This window comes from Rhodococcus tukisamuensis NBRC 100609 (genome assembly GCF_001894985.1).
Classification (GTDB): domain Bacteria; phylum Actinomycetota; class Actinomycetes; order Mycobacteriales; family Mycobacteriaceae; genus Rhodococcus_G; species Rhodococcus_G tukisamuensis.
The window spans coordinates 31,873-55,249 of sequence record NZ_BCXG01000028.1 but is presented as its reverse complement, the minus strand read 5'-3'; the positions used below and the strand labels follow the sequence as shown (position 1 = coordinate 55,249).

At 69.1% G+C, this 23,377-nt stretch carries 25 protein-coding genes; 13 read left to right on the top strand and 12 right to left on the bottom strand.

The window, feature by feature from the left end:
* Positions 1-2: 2 nt before the first annotated feature.
* Complete coding sequence (locus RT2_RS21570) at positions 3-1,247, bottom strand: MFS transporter (protein ID WP_245709222.1); 1,245 nt, start codon at positions 1,245-1,247, stop codon at positions 3-5.
* A 79-nt stretch (positions 1,248-1,326) separates the two neighbouring features.
* Here RT2_RS21570 and RT2_RS21565 point away from each other — a divergent pair, with 79 nt between their 5' ends.
* Together RT2_RS21565 and RT2_RS21560 are read left to right on the top strand one after the other, a co-directional pair.
* A complete protein-coding gene (locus tag RT2_RS21565; protein WP_072846853.1) occupies positions 1,327-2,226 on the top strand; it encodes a LysR family transcriptional regulator in 900 nt (299 codons plus the stop codon).
* A 183-nt stretch (positions 2,227-2,409) separates the two neighbouring features.
* Positions 2,410-3,033, top strand: a complete 624-nt coding sequence (locus RT2_RS21560) for a LysE family translocator (RefSeq protein WP_072846852.1) — start codon at positions 2,410-2,412, stop codon at positions 3,031-3,033.
* Between the two features lie 26 nt (positions 3,034-3,059).
* Here the strand turns inward: RT2_RS21560 and RT2_RS21555 are convergent, their stop codons facing one another.
* Positions 3,060-3,869, bottom strand: a complete 810-nt coding sequence (locus RT2_RS21555; protein WP_072846851.1) for a class I SAM-dependent methyltransferase — start codon at positions 3,867-3,869, stop codon at positions 3,060-3,062.
* A gap of 165 nt (positions 3,870-4,034) precedes the next feature.
* On the opposite strand from RT2_RS21555, the gene RT2_RS21550 reads away from it, so the two are divergent.
* On the top strand, positions 4,035-4,658 hold the full coding sequence (locus tag RT2_RS21550) for a class I SAM-dependent methyltransferase (protein WP_072846864.1): 624 nt from the start codon (positions 4,035-4,037) through the stop codon (positions 4,656-4,658).
* A gap of 366 nt (positions 4,659-5,024) precedes the next feature.
* Here the strand turns inward: RT2_RS21550 and RT2_RS21545 are convergent, their stop codons facing one another.
* Both RT2_RS21545 and RT2_RS21540 read right to left on the bottom strand, forming a co-directional pair.
* Positions 5,025-5,603: a dihydrofolate reductase family protein gene (locus tag RT2_RS21545; RefSeq protein ID WP_245709221.1), complete on the bottom strand. Its 579-nt coding sequence runs from the start codon at positions 5,601-5,603 to the stop codon at positions 5,025-5,027.
* 59 nt (positions 5,604-5,662) lie between these two features.
* Complete coding sequence (locus RT2_RS21540; protein WP_072846850.1) at positions 5,663-6,571, bottom strand: hypothetical protein; 909 nt, start codon at positions 6,569-6,571, stop codon at positions 5,663-5,665.
* 268 nt (positions 6,572-6,839) lie between these two features.
* On the opposite strand from RT2_RS21540, the gene RT2_RS21535 reads away from it, so the two are divergent.
* From RT2_RS21535 to RT2_RS21525, 3 genes are read left to right on the top strand one after another with little or no spacing between them, the layout of a single operon-like run.
* The gene (locus RT2_RS21535) at positions 6,840-7,358 is read left to right on the top strand and encodes a cysteine hydrolase family protein (protein WP_072846849.1); all 519 of its coding nucleotides are present in this window, start codon (positions 6,840-6,842) and stop codon (positions 7,356-7,358) included.
* A gap of 11 nt (positions 7,359-7,369) precedes the next feature.
* A complete protein-coding gene (locus RT2_RS21530; RefSeq protein ID WP_072846848.1) occupies positions 7,370-7,804 on the top strand; it encodes a MerR family transcriptional regulator in 435 nt (144 codons plus the stop codon).
* Entirely contained in the window at positions 7,801-8,835 is a 1,035-nt protein-coding gene (locus tag RT2_RS21525) for an aldo/keto reductase (RefSeq protein ID WP_072846847.1), read from the top strand. Before RT2_RS21530 ends, RT2_RS21525 begins: the two co-directional genes overlap by 4 nt.
* A 24-nt stretch (positions 8,836-8,859) precedes the next feature.
* Here RT2_RS21525 and RT2_RS21520 read toward each other — a convergent pair whose 3' ends face one another.
* Complete coding sequence (locus RT2_RS21520; protein WP_072846846.1) at positions 8,860-9,483, bottom strand: IMPACT family protein; 624 nt, start codon at positions 9,481-9,483, stop codon at positions 8,860-8,862.
* 175 nt (positions 9,484-9,658) lie between these two features.
* Here RT2_RS21520 and RT2_RS21515 point away from each other — a divergent pair, with 175 nt between their 5' ends.
* The 6 genes from RT2_RS21515 to erm all read left to right on the top strand — a co-directional run bounded on the left by RT2_RS21515 (position 9,659) and on the right by erm (position 15,893).
* A complete protein-coding gene (locus RT2_RS21515; protein WP_072846845.1) occupies positions 9,659-10,618 on the top strand; it encodes an STM4015 family protein in 960 nt (319 codons plus the stop codon).
* Positions 10,615-11,709 carry an STM4014 family protein gene (locus RT2_RS21510; protein ID WP_072846844.1) on the top strand — a complete coding sequence of 365 codons (1,095 nt, stop codon included), beginning with the start codon at positions 10,615-10,617 and terminating at the stop codon, positions 11,707-11,709. Before RT2_RS21515 ends, RT2_RS21510 begins: the two co-directional genes overlap by 4 nt.
* The gene (locus tag RT2_RS21505) at positions 11,696-12,562 is read left to right on the top strand and encodes an STM4013/SEN3800 family hydrolase (protein WP_245709220.1); all 867 of its coding nucleotides are present in this window, start codon (positions 11,696-11,698) and stop codon (positions 12,560-12,562) included. Before RT2_RS21510 ends, RT2_RS21505 begins: the two co-directional genes overlap by 14 nt.
* A complete protein-coding gene (locus RT2_RS21500; RefSeq protein WP_083577540.1) occupies positions 12,559-13,923 on the top strand; it encodes an STM4012 family radical SAM protein in 1,365 nt (454 codons plus the stop codon). The genes RT2_RS21505 and RT2_RS21500 overlap by 4 nt, the downstream gene beginning before the upstream one ends.
* Before the next feature lie 2 nt (positions 13,924-13,925).
* A complete protein-coding gene (locus RT2_RS21495) occupies positions 13,926-14,807 on the top strand; it encodes an STM4011 family radical SAM protein (protein ID WP_072846842.1) in 882 nt (293 codons plus the stop codon).
* 273 nt (positions 14,808-15,080) lie between these two features.
* Positions 15,081-15,893, top strand: a complete 813-nt coding sequence (erm, locus tag RT2_RS21490) for a 23S ribosomal RNA methyltransferase Erm (RefSeq protein WP_072846841.1) — start codon at positions 15,081-15,083, stop codon at positions 15,891-15,893.
* Between the two features lie 168 nt (positions 15,894-16,061).
* On the opposite strand, the gene RT2_RS21485 is transcribed toward erm, so the two are convergent.
* From RT2_RS21485 to RT2_RS21475, 3 genes are read right to left on the bottom strand one after another with little or no spacing between them, the layout of a single operon-like run.
* Complete coding sequence (locus RT2_RS21485; RefSeq protein WP_072846840.1) at positions 16,062-16,577, bottom strand: putative immunity protein; 516 nt, start codon at positions 16,575-16,577, stop codon at positions 16,062-16,064.
* Positions 16,578-16,625: 48 nt separating this feature from the next.
* Complete coding sequence (locus RT2_RS21480; protein ID WP_072846839.1) at positions 16,626-18,275, bottom strand: GMC oxidoreductase; 1,650 nt, start codon at positions 18,273-18,275, stop codon at positions 16,626-16,628.
* 48 nt (positions 18,276-18,323) lie between these two features.
* A complete protein-coding gene (locus RT2_RS21475; RefSeq protein WP_072846838.1) occupies positions 18,324-18,980 on the bottom strand; it encodes a hypothetical protein in 657 nt (218 codons plus the stop codon).
* A 319-nt stretch (positions 18,981-19,299) separates the two neighbouring features.
* On the opposite strand from RT2_RS21475, the gene RT2_RS21470 reads away from it, so the two are divergent.
* Positions 19,300-19,758, top strand: coding sequence for a Rieske 2Fe-2S domain-containing protein (locus tag RT2_RS21470; RefSeq protein ID WP_072846837.1), 459 nt, complete (start codon positions 19,300-19,302; stop codon positions 19,756-19,758).
* Here the strand turns inward: RT2_RS21470 and RT2_RS25620 are convergent.
* The 4 genes from RT2_RS25620 to RT2_RS21455 form a co-directional block, all read right to left on the bottom strand.
* Entirely contained in the window at positions 19,644-21,245 is a 1,602-nt protein-coding gene (locus RT2_RS25620) for a hypothetical protein (RefSeq protein WP_139191157.1), read from the bottom strand. The genes RT2_RS21470 and RT2_RS25620 overlap by 115 nt on opposite strands.
* A 263-nt stretch (positions 21,246-21,508) precedes the next feature.
* A complete protein-coding gene (locus tag RT2_RS21465; RefSeq protein ID WP_072846836.1) occupies positions 21,509-21,880 on the bottom strand; it encodes a DUF4259 domain-containing protein in 372 nt (123 codons plus the stop codon).
* A 91-nt stretch (positions 21,881-21,971) separates the two neighbouring features.
* Positions 21,972-22,310, bottom strand: a complete 339-nt coding sequence (locus RT2_RS21460) for a hypothetical protein (protein WP_139191156.1) — start codon at positions 22,308-22,310, stop codon at positions 21,972-21,974.
* Positions 22,311-22,347: 37 nt separating this feature from the next.
* Entirely contained in the window at positions 22,348-23,370 is a 1,023-nt protein-coding gene (locus tag RT2_RS21455) for a MerR family transcriptional regulator (RefSeq protein WP_072846834.1), read from the bottom strand.
* Positions 23,371-23,377 lie beyond the last annotated feature (7 nt).

The window sequence follows — 23,377 nt, the reverse complement described above, 5'->3', positions numbered from 1 at the left end:
GATCACGCTGACAGGGTCGGACGACGCCGCGCGGTGCTCGCGCGTTCGGCGACCCACACCAGGAAGGTGGCGCCGGCCAACGCTCCGCCGAGGACGCTCACCCCAGACCATCCACCACGCACCCAGGCGACGGCGGTCATCGCCGAGCCGACGGCGCCGCCAACGAAGAACGCCGTCATGAACGCGGAGTTCAGCCGGTTGCGGATCTCGGGAGCCAGCGCGTAGATGACGTTCTGGTTGCTGTTGAGCACGGACTGCTGCGCAACGGTCAGCGCGATCGCTCCGCCGAGCAGCCACGCGAGCGAAGTCCCACCGGCGCCGATGGCGATCCAGGACAGGGCCAGCAACGCCGTGCCCACCCCCGCCACCCAGTGCACGAATCCGCGGTCGGCGAGCCGGCCGGCCACCGGGGTGGCGATCGTCCCCGCGATACCGACCAGTCCGAAGAGTCCGATGACCGCCTCCGACCACCGGTAGTGATCCCCGACCAGCAGGAAGGTCACCGCGGTCCAGAACACGTTGAACGAGGCGAGCGAGAGCGCGGCAATGCCTGCACGCCAACGAAGTACGGGTTCCGTCCGCAACAGGACCACGGTCGAGCGGAGCAAGGCGGGGTAGGACATCCCGGCGGGCGTGTGCAGTCGGGGCAGGACGCGCCACAGCAACACCGCCACGACGGCAAGCAGGATCGCGTTGACCCAGTAGACCGTCCGCCAGCCCCCGAACTCGGACAGCACCCCCGAGATCGTCCGTGCCAGAAGGCCTCCGAGCAGCAGTCCGCTCATCACCGTCCCCACCACCCGGCCGCGATGCTCGGGCGACGCGAGGGCAACGGCGAATGTCACAAGCACCTGAGCCGACACCGAGGTCACGGCGGCGAGGGCGGTGCCCGTCAGGAGCACGGCGCCGTTGGGCGCGGTGGCCGACATCAGCAGGAACACCGCGGTGGCGCCGAACAACCCCACCGTCAGGCGGCGCCGCTCCAGGAGGTCTCCCAGCGGAAGCAGCAGGATCAGACCCACGGCGTAGCCGGCCTGGGCGGCGGTGACGACCAGCGCCGCCATCGACGGGCTGAGTTCGAGGTCCCGGCGGATCACGTCCAGCAGCGGTTGCGCGAAGTAGTTGCCCGCCACCACGAGGCCGGTCGAGACCGACATGAGCAGCAGCAGCCCCCGGCTCAGCCCTCCCCCGGCCTCCGGGGCGTCCGCGGGGCCGCGCTGCCCGGTTCGCGTCATCGAGTTCGTCATGCACGCAAGCCTGGCCAAGATTGATCAATGAGTCCAACACATGTTTGTCACTGGAACGATCGTGATTCACGATAGATGGATGGAACTGCAGCAGATGCGTTACGTCATCGCCGTCGCGGAGACGAAGAACTTCACCCGGGCCGCGGAGCGCTGCCTGGTGGTCCAGTCCGCCCTGAGTCACCAGATTGCCCGCCTGGAGCGCGAACTCGGTGCCAAGCTCTTCGACCGGACCAGCCGTAGGGTTCAACTCACGCCCGCCGGCGAGGCATTTCTCCCCGCTGCCCGGCAGAGCGTGGAAGCCGCCGAACGAGCCCGCGCGGAGGTCACAGCCGCCGCCGGCGAGATCCGCGGCCGGCTCGCGATCGGCGCGATCCCGACTGTCGGCGCGATCGACCTCGCCGCGTCGCTGAGGGACTTCCGTTCGCTCCACCCGCAGGTGCGGATCAGCCTGCGGATGGGCGCGAGCGGCGACCTGGTCGACCACGTCCGGCAGGGCGCCCTGGACGTCGCCTTCCTCGGTTTGGCCCCGGGCATCCAGCCGACGGGGGTGCGAAGAATCGAGCTTGCGCGTGGCGAACTGGTTGCGCTGGTGCCGGCAGGCCACCCGCTGGCCGAGGACCGCGAGGTGGACCTGCGCCGGCTGTCCGGCGAGACGTTCGTCGACTTCCCGGCGGGATCCGGCGGCCGCGCGCAGTCCGACGAGGCCTTCGCGGCGGCCGGCATTCGGCGCGAGGTCGCCTTCGAGGTGATGGCCGTGGACTTCTTCGCGCGCCTGATTCGGCAGGGCCTGTGCATCGGCCTGCTGCCCGCATCCGTGGTGTCGCAGTTCCCCGACCTGTGTGTCGTCGAGCTGCTCGACCCCCCGACGAGGGTCGAGCACCTGGTGTGGAGCCGGCGGCGGCCGGCGCCGGCGGCCGCGGCCTACCTGTCCGGGCTGGGGGTCGCGGAGGAGGACCTGCAGTCCACACCCGGAAGCTGACCGCTGAGGAGACCGAGGCCGCCCACGCGAACCGCGGCCGCGCCGACTTCCGGACCGCCCGACCTCGGGCAAGTGGGCCCAGCGGCCGACCAAGCAGTCCACTCACTCCCAACTGGATCTTGGCGCCGGAACCCACCCGAGGTTGACTCGGCAAGTCCGCATGACGAGTCAAAGGAATCGACGATGGTGACAGCGGCCGCGATGGCAGGGGTGGCACTCGTTGCTCTGACAATGGTCCTGACCCCGGGACCCAACATGATCTACCTCGCCTCTCGCAGCATCAGCCAGGGGCGGCGTGCGGGAATGATGTCGCTCGGCGGGGTGGCCGTCGGCTTCCTCGCCTATCTGACTGCGGCCTCACTGGGACTGACCGCCGTGTTCTTCGCTGTCCCCGCACTGTTCGTCGTGATCAAGACTGCCGGCGCGGCCTACCTGGGCTATCTCGCCTGGCGCATGCTCAGACCAGGCGGAAGGTCCGCGTTCGAAGTCTCAAACCTGGAGCGCCACAGCAGTTTCCGACTCTTCGGAATGGGATTTGTCACCAACATCCTCAATCCGAAGATCGCCCTGATGTATGTCGCACTCATCCCGCAGTTCGTCGATCCGTCACGCGGCCCCGTCTGGCAGCAGTCCCTCCTCCTGGGAACCATCCAGATCCTGGTCGCGGTGGCCGTCAATGCCATGATCGTCCTGGCGTCGTCGTCCATCTCGTCGTTTCTCACACGGCGGCCGGTCTGGTTGAGCATCCAGAAGTGGCTCGCCGGGGGGATACTCGGAGTGTTCGCGGTACGGATGGCGCTGGACTGAGTACCCCGGCCTGGTTGCCGCGGGCGCTACACGCTTACGCGGCAGAGGATCTCGCTGTGGAGCAGGGCGAACCAACCGTCGTCGTCGGCGGACCAAGTTCGCCAGCCTCCCGAGAGGCGCGCGAGGTCATCCGGGGTGGCGAGTCCCAGTTCGACGGCCCGGTCGGCGTAGTTCGAGTGCAGGACCCGGTCGGCCCACGACCCGCCCCACCATTCCCTGTCGTCGTCGGACGAGAAGCACCACGTGCTCGCCGTTGCGACCACGTCGCCGAGGCCGGCGGCGTGCGCCCAGGCGCGGAGGCGCCGGCCGGCGTCGGGCTCGCCGCCGTTCGCGCGGGCGATGTCCTTGTAGAGCGACAGCCACTGGTCGAGGTCGGGATTCTCGGGGTACCAGGTGAAGGTGCCGTAGTCGGCATCACGGGCCGCGACAATGCCGCCCGGCCGGCAGACGCGAGCCATTTCGCGCAGCGCCTGCACCGGGTCGCCGACGTGTTGCAGGACCTGATGGGCGTGGACGACATCGAAGGTGTCGTCGGGGAAATCGAGCGCGTGGATGTCGGAGACTACCGCCTCCACGTTGGTGACGCCGCGCCGTGCGAATTCCTCCCGGGCGAGGTCGAGTGCGCCGTCGGCCTTTTCGACGGCGGTGACCTGCGCGACGAGTCCAGCGAGGTCGGCGGTGATTGTCCCGGGACCACATCCGACGTCGAGGAGGGTCATGTCCGGCCGCAGGCTCGACAGCAGGTACGCGGCGGAGTTCGCGGCCGTCCGCCATCGATGATTGCGCAGCACGGACTCGTCGTGACCGTGCGTGTAAACGGTTTCCTCGTTGCCCATGGTTCAAGCGTACGCCGTTGTTCATCCTATGGGATCATGATCCTGAAATGCGAGATTCTTGTGTGCCATCGAGCCCGCCCGCGCAGCGCAAGTCGCCGGCCCAATGCCCTGCGTGACCGTAGAATGCTGGGACAGGCGGGAATTGCGAGCAACGGGGAGGCTGCCATGGGGTTCTATGGGGATCAGATCGTTCCACGACTGGTGAACAGCTCGTGTGGGATGTCATTGACCGAACCGTCACGGAAGCGGGTGTGCGCCGGACTGCACGGTCGCGTGATCGAGATCGGGTTCGGGTCCGGTCTCAATGTTCCGTTCTACCCCTCCACCGTCGATTCCGTCAGCGCCGTCGAACCCGCGGACCTGGCGTGGAAGCTTGCCGGCAGACGACTCGCGGCCTCCCCCGTCCCCGTCGAACGCTCCGGACTGGACGGCCAGTCACTTCCCTTCCCCGACAACACCTTCGACACCGCACTGTCGACCTGGACGATGTGCACCATCCCCGACGTGGACGCCGCCCTGCGCGAGGTGCGGCGGGTCCTGAAGCCGGGCGGCACCCTGCATTTCGTCGAACACGGTCGCGCCCCGCACGAGAAGGTCCGCCGCTGGCAGCACCGCTTCGAACCGATCCAGAAGGCTTTTGCGGGCGGCTGCCACCTCACCCGCGAGATCCCCGCTCTCGTGCGAGCGGCCGGGTTCGAGATCCGCGACCTCGACACGTTCTACGAGAAGGGCGCCCCGAAGATCATGGGCGCCCTGTCGCTCGGGGTCACCGAGCCCCTCGCGGGTTGATCTCCACGAGCATGGACAGGTCAACGCTCGAACTCCGCGCACCGCTCCTGCGGCACCACGGCACGAAGTGCAGGCATACGAGCGATCCCGGCTGGCCAGCCAGCCCTGTGCTGCGACTTCAGCAATCACAAATCGGGCAGCAGTGATCAGCTGTGACAATCCGGGTTCCTCGATCGGGAAGTGTCCGCAGTTCTCGAGGAGAACTGACTGGGTCGGTGCTGGCGACTCTCGCACGTGTCCCCGACTGCGCGGCGTGGCGGTTCCACGGCACCGACCTGACCCCAGGGCCGGAAAGGGCCCTCATGACGGTTCTTCCACGTCGAGCCACCCAGGCACCGGACTCAGGAGCTCTTGAGTGCACCAGTCTCAGGAGGGCCCGAGAGGCACCGGTAGCGCAGCAGCACTACACCTCGAGGGAAGGCCTTCGGCGGTTCGACCAGATCGAATCGGGTGGCTGCCGTGCCCTCCGGGAACAGCTTCTTTCCCTGCCCGAGCACGACCGGACACCCACAGGTTCACCTGGTCGACCAGGCCTTCGCCAAGCAGGGTCTGCAGCAGGTTCCCGCTGCCCCAGGTGTGGATCTGTCGATGGCGCTTGCGCAGTTCGGGCACTTGGGTGGCCGCGTCAGAGATCTGGGTGCTGGTGTCCCAAGACAGCTCTGGCGTGCCGCGGGAGGCGACGTACTTGGGCACCCTGTTGAAGGCCCGTCCGATCGCGTTCGACTGGCCCGGCCAGTAGGCGCGGAAGATGTCGTACGTCGTGCGACCCAGTAGCAGTGCGTCGGATGCCTGGACGTCCGCGTCTACCTGCTCCGCGGACTCCGAATCCCAATAGGGACTCTCCCATCCTGCGAACTCGAAGTCCCCGTCCTGTTCGGTGGGACCGCCGTTGGCCTGGATCACGCTGTCGAGCGTGACGTTCATGTAGACGTGCGGCTCACCCATCGGGCCATCCCCTCACGGTTCAGATTCCCCGAGTAGCTGCCCCTGGAACGGCATTCGGATCACTGGAAGTAGGACGCATAGTCACTGAAAGGAACCTGACCGGTGGGGCTCGACCTCACTGCGTCGGCAACCGCCGACGGAATGGGAGCCCAGTAGGCAGGCATCGCGGCCGCCAGGGAGGGCTTCAAGATGTAGAGCAGGGCGAAGTTCACTATCCAGAGCGGCGGCGCCATCGACATGCCAACCTGCGAGCTCACACCCCCCTTGGTGTTGGTCACCAGTTGAGCTGTTCCCGACATCTGTTGCGATGCAATGCCAAAGGGCAACTGCACCGTGTATGCCGACCGGTAGAGCGCTATCAGGGTTCGTGTCGCACCGTTGTCCCTCAACCACGTGCCCACATAACCGCCGGGCGCGATCAACGAGTTCACCTGCCTGGTCGGCGCGTCCGCGTTGGCCGGACTCTCCAGCAGTCCACCGGTGTTCACGTAGAGCCCGTAGCTGGCCAGAACCGACGGTGTGGGGTGGCCGTCGGCGTTGGAATAGAGGGGACGGCCGTTCGTATTGGTGAGGATGAGGATGCTTGCCTCGATCATCTCGGCAGCGTCGCGGCTGCCGCCGACTCCGGCGCCGGTGACGAGGTCGCGATACTGCTGCTCGGACAAGGCGTCAGCCCTGTTGAGCCCAATCTGGGCGGCAATCTCGTCCGCCGTCTGCTGACCGAGTGGCTGGTTGAGCTGCCCCGGACTGGTCATCTGGGTCGGTGCCAGGCGCTCGTAGCCAGGCACCCCGGCAAAGGGGATCACGAACCCGGTGTCGACGGTCCCTGCCGCTGGTTCGGCGCCGGCTGTCTGGGTGGCTGCCAGGAAGAGAAGGCACGCTCCAACCAGTGCCAGTACCGAGGTTGTCCTGCGGTGGGTTGATACTCCGCGTCGACGTCCCGGACCCGTAAATCCTGTGCCGCGCATACGTCAACCTCCCAGAACACCGTCGGGCGAGCCAACACGAGCTTGCGTCCCAGTGAAGCGCCGTGACAGACGCTGTGTCAATAGCCACGTCGACTCGCGCATCATGCGATGGAGCGGGGCGAGCAGGCGACACCGGAACCGCCACAGCGGAAATGAACGATTCCCACCTCATCCATAGCGTCCTCGTTGGGGCCTGCCCCTGGCTCGGGTGCGCCGACCGGGCGTGCGGCTTGCGCTGGAGCGCGCTCCAGCCGCTAGCGTGCCGCGAATGGTCACCACCGCACTGATCGAGATCGACTTCCAGCACTGGATCGTCGCGCTGGCGCACGACCGCGGGGTCGTCGACCGGGCGGCGTTCGCCCGTGCCCGGTTTCGGACCGAGGGGGCGGTGGTGGTGTGTACCCGTTACGTGAGCACGGACCCGGCCGATCCGATGCGGTCGGATCCGTCGGGCCACGGCGCGTCGTTTCATCCGCGGTTGGCTCCGGACGAGGGCGATCTGGTGCTGACGAAGTACGAGCGCGACGTCTTCACCAACCCCGATCTGGACACGAACCTGCGCCTGCGCGGGATCACCGATGTCGTACACACCGGCATCGCGACCGAGCACGGGGTGGCGCTCGCGGCGGGGTCGGCTCGGGCGCTCGGGTACCGCGTGTCCGTCGTCGCCGATGCCTGCGCGGGCACGACGGCCGGGTCCCATCGCCGGGCGCTGGCCGCGCTGGCGGAGGAGGGGATCACGGTGATCCGAGCCGACGCTTGCGCTGGAGTGCACTCCAGCACCTAGCGTCGGTACCCATGACGACGGCACTGGGCATCGCGGAGGTCTCCGAGGCCACCGGGCTGACCCGCGACACGCTTCGCTGGTACGAGCGTGAGGGTCTGATCCCGCGGGTCGAGCGCGGGAGCGACGGACGCCGCCGATACGACGACGCCTCACTGCGGATGATCCAGCTGATCATTCGGCTCCGCCGCACCGGCATGCCGGTGGCGGAGATCCGGCGGTTCCTCGAACTCTACGAGGAGGGCGCAGCCAGCCACGGACGCCGGATGACGCTGCTGCTCGCGCATCGCGAACGAGTCCTCGCCCAACTCGACCAGCTGCACCAGGACCTCGGCGCGATCGACGACAAGGTCGAGCACTACCGCGGGCTGATCGACCGCGGCCTGGACTGCGGCAACGCGCCGATCACCGACCTCACCGTTCTCGAACGACAAGGAGATTCGCTATGAGTCAGGCATCGACGGTCGACCTCGGCCACGGGCTGGCGGTCAGCCGCATCGGCCTCGGCGGGATGGCGCTGAGCCACGTCTACGGACCGACCGATCCGTCCGAGGCGCTGGCCACCCTGCACCACGCGCTCGACATCGGCGTCACCTTCATCGACACCGCCGACGTGTACGGCCGACCCCGCCCGGACGCCCTCGGGCCTGCGGGCACCAACGAGGAGCTGATCTCCCGGGTGCTGCGCACTCGCCGCGACGAGGTTCAGCTCGCGACCAAGTTCGGAATCACCGGGAGAATCGGTGACCAGCCCGGGGACACGCCGACCCGCGGCGACCGCGACTACGTCCGGACGGCGTGCGAGGCCTCGCTGCGGCGCCTCGGCACCGACGTCATCGACCTGTACTACATGCACCGGCGTGAGCTCGGCCGGCCGATCGAGGAGACCGTCGGCGCGATGGCCGAACTCGTCGAGGAGGGCAAGGTGCGGCACCTCGGACTGTCCGAGGTGACCGGCGACGAGCTGCGTGCGGCCGCGGCGGTGCATCCGATCACCGCGGTGCAGAGCGAATGGAGCATCTGGTCGCGCGATGTCGAGCGTCAGGTGGTGCCCGCCGCGATCGAGGTCGGGGCGGGTTTCGTGCCCTACTCGCCGCTCGGTCGCGGATTCCTCACCGGCACGCTGACCAAGGACAGCGTGTCCGGTTCGATGCGCAAGGGACAGCCCCGATTCGACGAGAACTTCGAGGCGAACCAGGTCGTCGTGAACGTGGTGCGCGCGGTCGCCGACGAGGCGTCGTCCACGCCGGCGCAGGTGGCGCTGGCATGGCTGTTGGCACAGGGCGAGCGGCTCGGTGTGCCGGTCGCGCCGATCCCCGGGACCCGCCGGGCGGCGCGGGTCGACGAGAACGCGGGCGCGGTCCGGGTGGTGCTCGGCGACGACCAGATGTCGAGGCTCGACCGCGCGGCGGCTCTGGTGACCGGCGATCGCAACCTGACCTTCAATGGACCGCAATGGATCTCGGCGGGGCGGGAGTGACGTCGACACCCGCTCGCGGCCTGCTCACACGTCCACCCACCGCGCACCCGCCGGGACGAGCTCGCCTGCGCCGGCTGTGATTTCGGCAACCGTGTCGGCCAGCCGGGCGGGGTCCCGGGTGGCGAGGGTGAGGGTGACGGCCGCCCCGTAGTCGGTGTCGACGACGGCGACTCCGCGACCGCGGAGTTCGGCCTCCACCCTCCCTGCGGTGTCGTGACCGACCTCGAGTGTCAGCAGCTCGAGGCGTTCGCGGCCGACCAGTGGCGCCGCGTCGACCACCGCCGCCACCGCCCCCGAGTACGCCCGCACGAGCCCACCGGCGCCGAGTTTGACACCACCGAAGTACCGCGTCACGACCACTGCGACGTCGACCAGGTCCCGGGTGCGCAGTACCTGCAGCATCGGCACCCCGGCGGTTCCGCCGGGTTCCCCGTCGTCCCCCGCGCGTTCGGCCCGCTCCGAGGGCTCGTTTCCGGTGATGTAGGCCCAACAGTGATGCCGCGCATCGGGATACCGGCGTCGCTGCTCGTCGAGGAAGTCCTGCGCCTCGGCTGCTCGGTCGACACGCCGCAGCACCGCGATGAACCGGGAGTGTTTTACCTCGGTCTCGGCCAGGATGTCGGTGCCTGCAGGCAGAGTGAAGGGCATGAGCCATCTTCCCCCGGGTGCATCCCTACGTGCGCACCCCACCGAAGCCGGACTCGAACACCATCACTGAATGCGTCCCTCGAGTTGACACCCATCCACCCGGTGGGTTCATCTCGACCTTCGCAAGTCCGGCATAATCCCCGTCGAATCCGCCCGAGAACCAGGAGCGCCCCAGGTGATCACAGAGCTGCAGACCGAATTCCACGGCCATCCCGTCGTGGAGTTCCCGATCGACACTGCCACTGCCACCGCCCCCACCATGCCCGACCAGGGCCCGGTCGCCTGGCGAATTTCCGTGCCCACGTACGAACCGCCCTTCGATTGGCCGGAGGCGTTCGCGAAGTTCCGTGCCGCGGTCGATCCGGCGAGCGTGCAGGCGATCGTCGTCGGCGGCTGGTCCGATCCGTACGACGAGGGCTCCGCTCCCGTGGTGGCGGCTCTCGCCGCGGCCGCCGGCGAACTGCCCGCATTGCGGTCCCTCTTCCTCGGGGACATGACCTCCGAGGACTGCGAGATCTCGTGGATCGTGCAGTCGGACGTCACCGCCCTGCTGACAGCGTTTCCTCGGCTGGAGCACCTGGGGGTACGCGGCGGCAGCCAGCTGGAGCTGACCCCGGTCCGGCACGAGAACCTGCGCAGCCTCGTGATCGAGACGGGTGGCCTGCCCGCCGACGTGGTCCGCGCCGTGGCCGCTTCGGATCTGCCGGCCCTGACCGAACTGGAGTTGTGGTTGGGCACAGAGGAGTACGGTGCCGATTCGTCCGTCGAGGACCTCGCCCCGATCCTCTCCGGTGAGAAGCTCCCGCGGTTGACCCGCCTCGCACTCTCGAACAGTGACCAGCAGGACGCGGTCGCGGCCGCCGTCGCGACGGCGCCGATCCTCCCGCAACTGCGCGCCCTGGATCTGTCGAAGGGCGTGCTGCTGGACGCGGGCGGCGAGGCGCTGCTCGCCGGGCAGTCGCTCACCCACCTCGAATCGCTGGACCTGCACCACAACTACCTCAGCGACGGCATGCGGGAACGCCTTCGGACGGCACTCGAGCCGTCCGGTGTGCGACTGAACCTCGACGCCGAAGATGCCGACGAGGACGAATACGACGGAACGATCTACCGGTCGGTCGCGGTCGGCGAATGACACGCCCCCGCCTGGCGGTCGTGGGCAATCCGGAGAACCGCCGCGTGACGATGCTGCTGGACGCCGCGGCCCGCTCCGGCATGCCCGCCCCGCGGGTGGTGTCCTGGCGCGAGGTACTCACCGAGCGCGGCGCACGGTTCGACCCCGACGAGTTGGTGCGTCTCGACTCGCCCGGTGAGGACCCCGAGGTGGACGCGCTGCTGCGCGGACCCGGAGATCCGACCCGCATCGCCGGCGGCCCACGGTGGTACGCGTCGCTGCTCGCCGCGGTCGGAACGCTGCGCGGCGGGCGACGGCTGACCGATCCGGACGATCTGGCCGTGCTGTTCGACAAGCGACGGTGCCACGCGGCCCTCGCGGCCGGGGGTGTCCCGGTGCCGGCCTCCCCCACCTCGGGTGGCGACGCGCCAGTGCCGCGGGACTGGCCGGAGGTGCGCGAATTGGCCGTCGCCGCCGGGTTGCGGCGGTTCTTCGTCAAACCCGCGCACGGATCCTCCGCGGCCGGGGTGGTCGCGGTGGAGACCGCATCCGGTGGCCGGATACAGGCCCGCAGCAGCACGGAGATCGCGGCGGACGGTGTCTACAACTCGCTGCGCGTCCGCCGATCCACGGGAGAAGCCGAGGTCGGCGCCCTCGTCGACGCCCTGGCCGCCGAACTCCTGCACATCGAGGCGTGGTTGCCGAAGCCGTCATGGCGGGGCGCCGCCGCGGACCTGCGCATCGTGGTGGTCGCCGGGCGGGCGACCCACGCGGTGCTCCGCACCAGCGCCCACCCCATGACCAACCTGCACCTGGGCGGGAGGCGCGGCGACCTGGCAACCGCACGGACCGGCTTCGACTCCGCGGGATACGGCTGGGAAAACGCGCTCGCCGTCGCGGAACGGGCCGCCGCACAGTTCCCGCGCACCCTGTGCGTCGGGGTGGACCTGCTGCCCGCGGCGAACTGGCGCGGCGCCGCGGTAGGTGAGGTGAACGCCTTCGGCGATCTGCTCCCGGGACTGAGCGGGCTCCCGGGCCGCGCCGACGGGCTCGACACCTATGCGGCGCAGCTGGCTGCGGTCACGGGATGGGCCGATCATGCCGCGGCCTGACGGGGTGCCCGCCGCACCGCCGGAATCGACTGCGGCACAGCCGGACATGAACACCGTCGTCGGCTCCGACGACATCCTGCTGGTCACGCTCGACACCCTGCGCTACGACGTGGCCTGCGAACTCGCGGCCGCCGGGCGGATCCCGAACCTGGCGCGGCACCTGCCCGGCGGCCGATGGGAGGAACGCCACTCCCCCGGCAGCTTCACCTACGCCACGCACCAGGCGATGTTCGCCGGGTTCCTCCCCACCCCGGCCCGGCAGGGGCCGCACCCGCGGCTGTTCGCGGCCGAATTCGCCGGGAGCGAGTCCACTGCGAACGGGACCTTCGTGTTCGCGGAGTCGAATCTGGTCGCGGGCCTCTCCGCCGCCGGCTACCGCACGGTGTGCATCGGCGGTGTCGGCTTCTTCAACCGCCAAGGTGCGCTGGGTTCGGTGCTTCCCGATCTGTTCGACGAGGCGCACTGGTCTCCCGAACTCGGGGTGACCTCGCCGACCTCGTTCGAGGCACAGGTGGACCTGGCCGCACAGGCGGTGGCCCGGCTTCCCGCCGAGCGCCGCCTCTTCCTCTTCGTCAACGTTTCCGCACTGCACCAACCGAACTGGTTCTTCACCGACGGAGCCACCGCCGATCACGGGGACACCCGGGCGACGCACGCGGCGGCGCTGGAGTACGTGGATCGGCACATCGAGCGGCTGTTCGCGGCAATGTCGAGCCGGCGCCGGTGTCTCGCGATCGTGTGCTCCGACCACGGCACCACGTACGGCGAGGACGGGTACACCGGGCATCGGCTCGGCCATCCCGTGGTGTGGACGGTGCCCTACGCCCACTTCTTCCTCGAGGGACCACGATGACCGCGATTGACCTGCCCCTGCCGATGCCTCCGGGCGTGGCGCCGACGGAATACGTTCCGCCGTACCAGAACTACGTGTACGCGTATCCACACAAGACGGCGTACCGGCCGCTGCACCCGCGTCCAACCCTGACCGAGCTGTGGGCGGACGAGCCACAGGACGCACTGTCGCTGTACCTGCATGTGCCGTTCTGCGAGGTGCGCTGCGGCTTCTGCAACCTCTTCACCCGAGTCGGTGCACCGGGCGAGCTGACCACCCGATACCTCGACGCCCTCGAGCGGCAGGCCGAGGCGGTTCGCGAGGCCCTGACACCGGCGGCCCGGTTCGCGACGGCGGCGTTCGGCGGCGGGACCCCCACCTACCTGACCGCGGCGGAACTGAACCGGCTGTGCGACATCGCCGAAAGCATGGGCGCCGACCTGCGGGCCGTCCCCCTGTCGGTGGAGGCGTCCCCGGCGACGGCCACCGCCGACCGGCTCGCTGTGCTGGCCGAGCGCGGCGTCACCCGGCTCAGCCTCGGGGTGCAGAGTTTCGACGACACCGAGGCCCGGGCGGCGGTCCGGCCGCAACGGCGCTCGGACGTCGAGGCCGCCCTGCAACGGATCCGCGACGCCGCGATCGCGGTCCTGAACATCGATCTGATCTACGGGATCGACGGCCAGACACCGGAATCCTGGATCGCCTCCCTCGACGCCGCACTGGCCTGGCGTCCCGAGGAGTTGTACCTGTACCCGCTGTACGTGCGGCCGCTGACGGGTCTGGCCCGCCGCGGTGCCGGGCCCGATCCGGCATGGGACGCCCACCGCCTGGACCTGTACCGCCGCGGACGCGATCACCTGATCGCGGCGGGCTACGTCCAGGAGTCGATGCGCATGTTCCGCCGCGCCGACGCACCCGATTTCGGTCCGAACGACTATGCCTGCCAGACCGACGGAATGATCGGACTCGGTTGTGGCGCAAGGTCGTACACCCGAGGGCTGCACTACTCCTTCGACTACGCCGTCGGCGCGACGGAGGTGCGCGCCATCATCGACGACTTCGTGGCGGGAACCACCTCGGACTTCCGCCGCGCCGTGGTGGGCCACACCATGACCGAGGACGAGGCCCGACGCCGGCACCTGCTGCAGTCCGTGCTGCAGGCCACGGGAATGCCGTTGGCGGACTACCGTTCTCAGTTCGGCGTCGACCCGCACGAGCATTTCGGCGCCGAGCTGGACCGGTGGACCGAACGCGGATGGCTTCTCTCCGACGGTGACCGGGTGCGGCTGACCGCACTGGGCCTGGCCTACTCCGACGCCCTCGGACCGGAGCTGTTCTCCCCGCAGGTCCGGGCGGCGATGGCCGAGTACGAAGGCCGCTGACGGTGCTGACCATCCTGTACCGGGGCCCGCTGGCGTCCTGCGACTACGACTGCCCGTACTGCCCGTTCGCCAAACGCCGGGACACCCCCGAGCAGCTGCGCGCCGACCGGGCCGACCTGGACCGGTTCTGCGCGTGGGTGGCGGACCAGGACCGGGAGCTGTCGATCCTGTTCACGCCGTGGGGTGAGGGGCTGGTTCGGTCCTGGTACCGGCGGGCGCTGGTGACGCTGTCGCGACTGCCCCGGGTTCGCAGGGTGGCGATCCAGACCAACCTCAGCTGCCGCACCGGCTGGCTCGCCGACGCCGACCGCGACGCGGTCGCGCTGTGGTGCACGTACCACCCCGGTCAGACTCCCCACGACCGGTTCCTGGCCAAGACCGCCGAGCTGACCGCGCTCGGCGTGCGCTTCAGCGTGGGTGTCGTCGGCCTGCCGGAGCATCTCGAGGCGGCCCGGCGGCTGCGTGCCGAGCTGCCCGATTCGGTGTACCTGTGGGTCAACGCCGCCGAGGGCCACGAGTACACCGACACCGACGCGGCCGACTGGGTCGGGATCGACCCGCTCTTCGGGTTCAGCCGGCGTCCGCACCGGACGCGGGGGCGCGCGTGCCGCACAGGGGACTCGGTGGTGTCCGTCGACGGTGCCGGCACCGTCCGTCGCTGCCATTTCGTCCCCGAGGAACTGGGCAACCTGTACGACGGATCCTTCGAGCAGGCGTTGCGACCGCGCCCCTGTCCGCTGGACGTGTGCGACTGCCACATCGGTTACGTGCATGCCGAGCAGCTTCCGATGTACGACGTCTTCGCCGGCGGTGTGCTGGAACGGATCCCGGCCGAGCCGGTGTGGCTGCCGCTCCCCGTACGGCGACAGTACGAGAACGACTAGCCGTCCGACCTCAGTCACAGAGGCCGGCTTCGCGCCGCAACCCGGCCGCTGTCCGTGAAGGGGTTCGAGTCCGATTGAGATCGAGGCCGCGGCTCAATTAATTACGTTGCCGCGGTAGGGGCGACACCGTACGTTCTCTCGCATGCATTGTCTTCACTTCATCCGCATCCGCCACAGCCGGGCTCTGGCCCGCTAGCGGACCCGCGGTCGCGCCGGCGCGCCCAGGGCCCTTCGAGACCTTCTTTCACTCGAGGACCCGGAAGGGCAGCAGCAGTGGCATCACAGTCATTCGCACACGGAAACTATTCACACACGCAGACGAAGGCTCGCAGCAAGGGCGGTCACACGCCCAGAGACCGAGCCAGGCGCGAGCTCTCGCAGAACTTCCTGACCGACAGGCGCGCCGTCGACCAGGTGGTCGAGGCGGCAAACCCAGCCGGCCTCGTCCTGGAGCCCGGGTCCGGCAAGGGCGCGCTCACCGTCGCCCTGGCCGGAACCGGGGCCGATGTCGTCGGCTACGAGATCGACCCGCTACTGGCCGGCCAGCTCAAGGCCAGGACCGGGCTCGAGGTCGTCAGGGGCGACTTCACCGCCGCCCGGCCGCCGCGCGAGCCGTTCGCGGTGGTCGGCAACATCCCGTTCTCCATCACGTCCAAGATCGTCGACTGGTGCCTGCGGGCCCCGTCGCTGACATCGGCGACACTTGTCACGCAATTGGAGTACGCACGCAAACGGTCCGGCGACTTCGGCCGCTGGAGCCTGGTCACGGTCGAGAGCTGGCCGTGGTTCACCTGGGAGTTGCTCGGACGGATCGGCCGGGAGAGCTTCAGGCCGGTGCCGTCGGTCGACTCGGCGATACTGCGGATCGAGCGACGGTCCGAACCGCTGGTGGCCGAGAGCCCCGCCTACCAGGACATGGTGAAGTTGGGTTTCGCCGGCATCGGCGGGTCGTTGCACGCATCGTTGTCCACGCGATACACCGGAGTGGACGACGCCTTCGCAAAGGCGGGGATCGCCCACGACACAGTGGTGGCTTTCGTCCATCCAGACCAGTGGATCACCTTGGCTGACCGATTGCTCCGCTGACCGGGCACACCCGGGTGTCGAGCTCCATCGATGCCCGGGTGTGCACGCTTCGCTCGCATGGGTTGGGCTACGCGAACGGGCCGTTGCCGGGGAGCTCACTCGACGGTTGTCCCGACAACGACCCGCTCGACCGGCACTGCTCCGCGTGTGGCGGTGCCGGCGACGCACTCAGCAGTCGAACACCGACCAGCAGATGTCGTTCCGCAACCGCTGGTCGTCAAGGACCAGCTCGCGAATTGCGTCCGGGAGCTGGTCGCGCTGCCACTGGCACTCGAGTCGCCCCGCGGCCTCGCCCTCGCCCTCCGGCGCGGCGGCGCGTGCGGCCTTGATCGCATAGGCGGCCGCGCCGAGCTCGTGCGCGGCGACGTGTGCGACGGCGCCGGCCTGGCCGGCGGCGTACGCGGCGTGCCGCGGCGCCCCACGCAGGTCCCTGGCCGCACCCATTGCATGGCCGCCCGCCGCCCGGGCCTGCATCATCTTGACCTCGCCACGCACCCAGGCTCGGGCGTGCTCGATCGCCTGACGCGGCCGTGGGTCCTGCGGCCGAGCCGACTCGAAGTGACCCAGGACGTGCTCCGCGCACGATGCCGCCCAGAGTGCGAGGAGACGGTGATCCGAATCGGTGAGGGTCCCGCCGCGTCGGATCGTCACGAAGCGAGGGTCCCGGACCTTCGGGAGGATCATCGTTGGCACTCCTTTGCTTGCATCCGCCCAACGCCCGAGGGCGTCGCGTCACGATCGGGACTGCACGAAGCGGTCCAGGCAGCGTTCGGCCACCGCGGTTATTGTCAGTGCCGGGTTGACCAGCGCCGTCGACCCGGGCAGGAGGGCACCGTCGACGACGAACAGGTTCGAGTACCCGTCGACCTTGCCCTCGAAGTCGCAGGCCTGCCCCATCACCGCTCCGCCGAGTCCGTGCCAGGTGCAGCCCGAGCCGAAGTCGCTCAGCCGGGTGTAGACCGGGATCCCGGTCGCGGGCGAACCCTGCCGGACCTCGGTGCGCTCGTGGAAGCGGCCGGCGAAGTTCCTGCCACGCGCGTCGACGTCACTGTTCGCCTCGCCGAACGGGTAGTTGAGTTCGGCGCGACCCGTCGCCGGGTTGTAGTCGACGCTGCCGCGTTCGTCGGTGATCACCTGGATCAGGTTGGCCATCATGCCGCCGCCGGCGACGTCCGGGAACGGCGAGGCCTCCCAGGAGATGGAGATGGGCCCGTCCGGATTGTCGTCGTCGTACATGACGGCGACGCCGGGCCCACCCTGCTTGGCACCGCAGTCGCGGCGCAGGAGGACTCGCGACATCAGGAAGTCGCCGTTGGTGCCGTACCCCTTGCCGACCTCGTCGTTCAGCCGGGTCAGCGTGCCCTTCGCCTTCGCGGTGGCCAACAGCGAGCTGGTGTAGAACGAGCCGGCGGCCATGAACACGAAGTCGGCGACGATCGTCTTGTGTTCGAGCACCGCGCCGGTCTCGTCGATCCGCTTGGCCGACACCTCGAAGCGGTCCTGCCCCGGCACCTCGCGAATCTCGACCACCTCGTGCAACGGCAGGATGGACACGTTTCCGGTGGCCTCGGCGGCTGGCAGGTAGTTGTGGTCGACGCTGTTCTTGGCGCCGGAGTTGGTGCCGTACGGGCCCTCCCCGATCGAGTAGGACGCGGGCCTGCGCCCGGCGAGCTCGTCGCGGACGACGTCCCAGTTGACGCAGAAGTCGTGCAGGACGGGTTCGCCGCCGAAGTCCTCGATGTAGTCCAGCCAGGCCCGCGCCCCCCGGTAGTTCGGATGCGCGAGCAGGTCCGCCGGCAGCGGCGAGGTGCCCAGCATCTTCCGGGCCCGCGGGTAGTAGGTCCGATCCAGTTCGTCGTAGTCGATCTGGGCGGGAAAGACCTGGGTGAAGTCCTTGCGCCGCGGCTGCGGGGTGAACGCGCCGAACGCCAGCGAACCGCCGCCGACCCCCGACCCGTACAGCGCGTCGATGCCGTTGCCCTTGACCCGGTCGATGAGGCCGGGGTAGCGGTCGATGCGCGCGAACTTGGTCAGCGGGTTGATCGGGGACTGGTCGGCGAACCAGGCGGCCCGGTGGTCCGGTTCGTTGACGGCGCAGAAGGTGTTGCCGGCCGGGTCGATCGGCCACCGCCGACCGCGCTCGAGGACCGTGGTCTGCACCCCGGCCTGGCCGAGGCGCAGTGCCGCGACCGCGCCCCCGAACCCGCTGCCGACGACGACCGCGGTCTTACCGCGCAGCGCCGTCGGCCCCGCCCCGACCTGCGCGCTGGCCAACGGTCCGACGACGGACCCGGCGGCGATGGCACCCAGGCTCAGGGCCGCCCCGCGGAGGACGGATCGTCGGCTGTGCGGGACGCGTGCTGCAAACTCGGCTGTGGTCACTCGGTGGAAGATACGCGCCCACGGCGGCGCGCGGGCGTCGCTGCGCGTTCAGTCGGCCTGCACGGGATACCGGAGGGCCTCGACGTCGGCAAGGACGCCGGTCGCGTCCGCCGCGGGATTCAGGACGGCAATGTGCTCGTCGGTGAGCGGGAGCGACGCCATGAGGTGGTGCGCGACAGCCGGACTCATCTCGCACCCGTAGTAAGCCGCGTGGTCGAGGAAGCCGTCCAGGGTCCAGTCGGTCAAGGCCCCGAACATCCACGACGCACCGTCCGCGTAGACGTCGCCATCGGGATCGGCGAAGTCCGAGCAGTTCCACGACGAGTCACCCACCGCCCACCACAGGCACACCGTCATCGTCGGCACGCCGTCGAGGGTGAAATCGTCTGTGTAGGAACGGAACACGGCGGGAAGGTGATCGGTGAGCCCCGGCCAGAGGGCGGCCTCGGCCCGGTCGTAGGTGTTCATGACCGATTCGTGGTCGAATCCCCGAATGTAGGTTCCGTTGGGACCGAAGACGATCGAGTACTCGTCGCCGGCACCGTTGTCCATCGAGGCCAGCGACTCGTCGGTCCGCCAGCCGGGTCGGTACATGTACTTCGAAGCACCGGTGGTCATGACCGCGTCGAGTGCGGCCAGCACGATGCTGCGGCGGCGCAACTCCTCGGGGTCCGGGAGCGATTCGAGGAGCTGAGGGGTGGGCACGCGGAGACCTTCCTGTCGTTTCGCCGTCAGTTGGACCGCACTTCCCTTGCTGCCCCTCGGCATCGGATCGGTCCGTCGACCCGGAGCCTTGCGCTGTCGAGGGGCGGGTTGTCACCCCACGGTGCGGCAATGCGTTGCACGACTGGGCGACGCCACATTCATACCCGCTCCCTCCCCGGCCCGCGCGCGTTCCGCCCAGCGGATCGACACCGTTGACGCCCCGCCTTCGGATTGACACAGTTGCGCAGTCCGATCGACGACGCGCCGTCCGACTGGACCCTGGACGGCGGCGCCTACAGCAGGGACGAAGGGACGCACGTTGACCGCTGTCGAGACGGGATGGCACTGCCTCGGACCGGCCGAGAACTACCGCGACGGCAAGCCGCATGCCATCGCGGTGTTCGGCACCAAGCTCGTCGCGTTCGCCGACAGCCGGGGCGAGATCAGGATTCTCGACGCCCGCTGCCCGCACATGGGCGGCGACCTGAGCAACGGCTCCGTCGTGGGCGGAACGATCGACTGCCCGATCCACCGCTGGCGCTGGGACGGAAACGGCGAAGCGGCGGGCGGGTCACCACACCCAACGCCCACCCGCGCGTGGGCGACCCTCGAGCGGGACCAGCAGCTGTTCGTGTGGCACGACCCGGAGGGCTTCGCCGACGTTCAGTCGTCCAGCGCTTCCTCGATGAGCGGTTCGAGAGCGCGACCGGCTTCGGGCGAAAGGCTTTCAGCCAGGGCGTCGACGGCGTCGATGACCTCATCGCGTTCCAGGGTGTAGAGGAATTGATGCTTGCGGTTGAGAGTGGCGATTGTGTCGAGGAACTCGGTGACCGCCGTGGTGACCGATTCGGTGTATGCGGGCTCGTCGGTGCCGCCGGCCTCGCGGACCTGACGGAGCGCCGTGACGAACGCTGTGCGGGCCTTCTTCGAGACCGCATCGGGGATGCCGTCACGGCCGTCCCAGTGGCGGAGCGGGTTCTCGAGGTTCTCGGCCAGCCATTCGGGTTTGCGAGGTTTGCGGACGGTGAGTTCGACCCGCGGCACCTTCGTGTAGCGGGCGCGCACGCCGGTGGCGACGTCTGCGGGGATGCTGTCGAGGTCGAGGCTGGTGAGGGACGGGAGCTCGTCGGGGCCCGGGAAGTCGGAAGGGTCGTAGCCGAACAGGTCGCGGATCCACAGGGTCGTCAGCCGCGGCAGCCTCTGCAGTTCCTCGAGTTCGTCGAGCAGGCCGGGGGCTCCGAACAAGTGGAGCCAGGAGACCTCCGGGAAATGCTCGGCGACGTCGCCGAGCGCGAGCTCCTCGATGGCGCTGATCCGCAGGCCGTGCGTGCGTTCCAGGCCGCGCACCGGCGGCACGGCACCGGTGAGGTTCACTGTGATCCAGCGGCCGTCCCGCTCGGCGACCACCTGCAGCATCTGCTCCGACGCGGGCTCCTCCGCGCTCAGCTCGTCGATCATTGCGTCCAGCGAGTCGAAGCTGTTGACCGCGCCTTCGCCGCGCAAGGTCAAGTGGTCGAGGCTCTGCGGGAGCACGAGTCGTTGTAGTCCCGTGATGTCGATCTGGAGTTGGTCGAGGTTCGTGCGGGAGAAGTCCAGTTCCCGTTGTCCGTGACTGGTGAGGCTCAGTTCCTTCACCAGCAGTGAGGTTTCCAGGAACGGCAGGAGGTCGTCGCGCCACGCATGGAGCTCCACCTGGTAGAGGGCGGGCCAGGCGCGCAGCGATTCCAGGCTGAAGTCGTCGCCGATCCGGTAGCCGGCGTCGTCACTGAATCGGCGGGCATGGGCCAGTCGCGCCTCGTACTGTTCACCGCTGCGCGAGTCCGTGAGGCCCGGTGTCGGCGCCATTTCTCCACCGTCCAGTGCGGCCGAGAACGCGGTCCTCGTCTCGCTGGGAATCGAGTCCCAGCGGCACTGCCGCTCGACGTCCCGGTCGAACTCCCACGCGAAGTAGGCACGGGAGACGGTCTCGCCGGTCACGGGGAGCGAACCGATCCGAAGGTAGGCGGCGGGAACGCGCAGGGGGACGTTCCTCAACATCTCCTCCGGGGTCCAGAACATGTAGTCCCGCACCATCCGCGGCACGCCGGCCAGCGTGGTGACGTCCGGAACCTCGGTACCCGTCCAGGCGAGGACTGCGGCCGTCGCGAGATCCCGGGACTCGTCGACCGCGACGACCTGGCAGGCTCCGTAGCGACCAATCCGTTCGAGGGGGAAGACGAAGACATCGCCGGGTGCGGCAGTGGACGGTGATTCGGATTTGGTCAATGTGCGCTCCGTGCCATCGGGGGCGACCCCCATCTTGTGGTGCACCGAACTATTTCATCATCGGCCGCGCACGAATCCGCCGCGTCGGGGGAAGGCTCGTCCGGGACCCCTCGTGATGTGCGATACCGACCGGTCAACGTAGCCAATCCGCGTGTAGCCCCAAATCAACCCGACATGATCAGCCGTCAGATCGATCGCGCCACCGAAATCCGAAGTGGGAGAACACGGTCAGGGGCGGTGGGCTGATGGTGAGGCCGGGCTCCTCATCCCTCGCGCCTCGCCAACTCGGCCAGTTGGTCAAAGGTCCGCACGAGGACCTCGCGCCGCCGCTCCTTGTAGTCCGGCTTGGGCTCGAGGCCGTCGATCGCCCCGTCCCAGACGGCCAGGAACCGGTCCTTCCAGCCCACGATGGTCTCCGGGTCGGGCAGGCTGACCCCGACGTAGGGCTGCTGCGCGAGCAGGTGAAGCAACTCCAGGTTGCAAGGCACCGCGACGCCCCAGTACTCGTCCGGCTCGATCTCGACCGGGTCGCCGGACATCGCCTTGGTGACCTCGTCGACGAGGCGGCCGGTCAGGTCCGAGAGATGATCGGCGGCGGTGTCGTCGTCGAAGTTGCCGCTGCCCCAGGTCCCCATGGTGTCCGCACCCTCCCGCGTCCGATTCTGGCGACATTGAACCAGACCGCACCGACGTTCCGCCGATCGGCACGCCGGGACCCCGGGCGACTCAGTTGTCCTGGGCGAGAGCTCCGATGATGGTGGCGCGCCGGCGTGTTGCCGGCCCGTGGGCTCCGAGCGTGTTGAGGTCATCGTCGTCGTCGACGAGTCGCCAGAAACTCGATTCGTCGGCTGCGGTTCCGAGGACAAGCCACCTGGGTCCGTATCGGGTTGGCGCCCACCAGAGCTCGGCGGCTGTCACGGTGTCGTCGAAGAGTATGTCTCCGACTGGGTACCCCTCGAGCGCGCCGATGAAGGTGAACGGTCCGCACTCGGAAGGCATGCCGTCCGGCGAAACCGCCCGCCATTTCTCCGCCTCCTCTGCACGACTGTCGGCCGTACTCGTCAATTCAGGTGGTTCGCTCAGCGCCGGACCGGTTCGACAGTCAGGATCGTCGGCGCAGCCGCCGTCCGCGGTCCTGCGTGTTCACGATCGCCGCTGCAGTGCCCGCGACCGTCGGATCACCGTCGTCGGCCAGCCGTGCCAGCGCCTCCCGTGCCGCCGGCCCGGGAATCTCCGCCAGCGCCTGCGTGATTCGCAGCCGCGTGCCCGCGTCATCCACACTGTCGAGCTTGTCCTGCAGGACCCCGACGACGTCATCGTCCCCCGGCGAGACCTCCGTCAGCAGGCCCAACACCTCGGCGGCCTCGACATCACGCCGCCCCTCGACGACCATCTCGAGGAGGACAGGCGTCGAGTCGACGCACCCCCGAGACCCCAGCGCGAGGGCCGCACGCCCGCGGACCGTGGCGTCGGAATCATCGAGCGCACGTCTCAGCAGCACCGTTGCCTCCGCAGTCTGCACCGCCGTTATCGCGACAGTCGCCCGACGCCGGACGTCGACGTTCTCCGAGTCGAGACCGGTGGCCAGGCCCGCGAGTCCCCGACCACCGGCCCTCGCCAACGACCACCGCAGCGCTCCGGCCACATTGGGGTCGTCCTCCGACAAGGCCGCCTCGACCAGCGCCGCGACAGGCAGCGCCGCGTTCCCGTCCTGAGACAGGATCGCCTGCTGCCGCCGGGCCCCGGACTCCGATTCCAGCGCGCGCAACAGGGAGATGAGGCGCAGGACATCGTCCCACTCCGCCGGCGAGGCGGCGTCGACGCGTTCGAGCTTGGCGAGCAGTTCCTCCTCGGCGGCGATCCGCTCCCGCGTGTGAAAGATGAGGTCTCCCACCAGATCGCCCGGCGCGAAATCGGGCTCGTCCAGTGCGCGCCTCGCCTCGTTCAACGACAGCCCGAGGGTCCGCAGGCTCTCGACGTGGAAGAGGCGGCGGATGTCGTCGGCGGAGTACTCGCGGTAGCCGCCGGACGTGCGGCCGGTGGGCTTCACCAGCCCCAGCGTGTCGTAGTGCCGCAACATCCGCGTGCTGACGCCGGACCTCCGCGAGACCTCACCGATCAACATCCCGTCT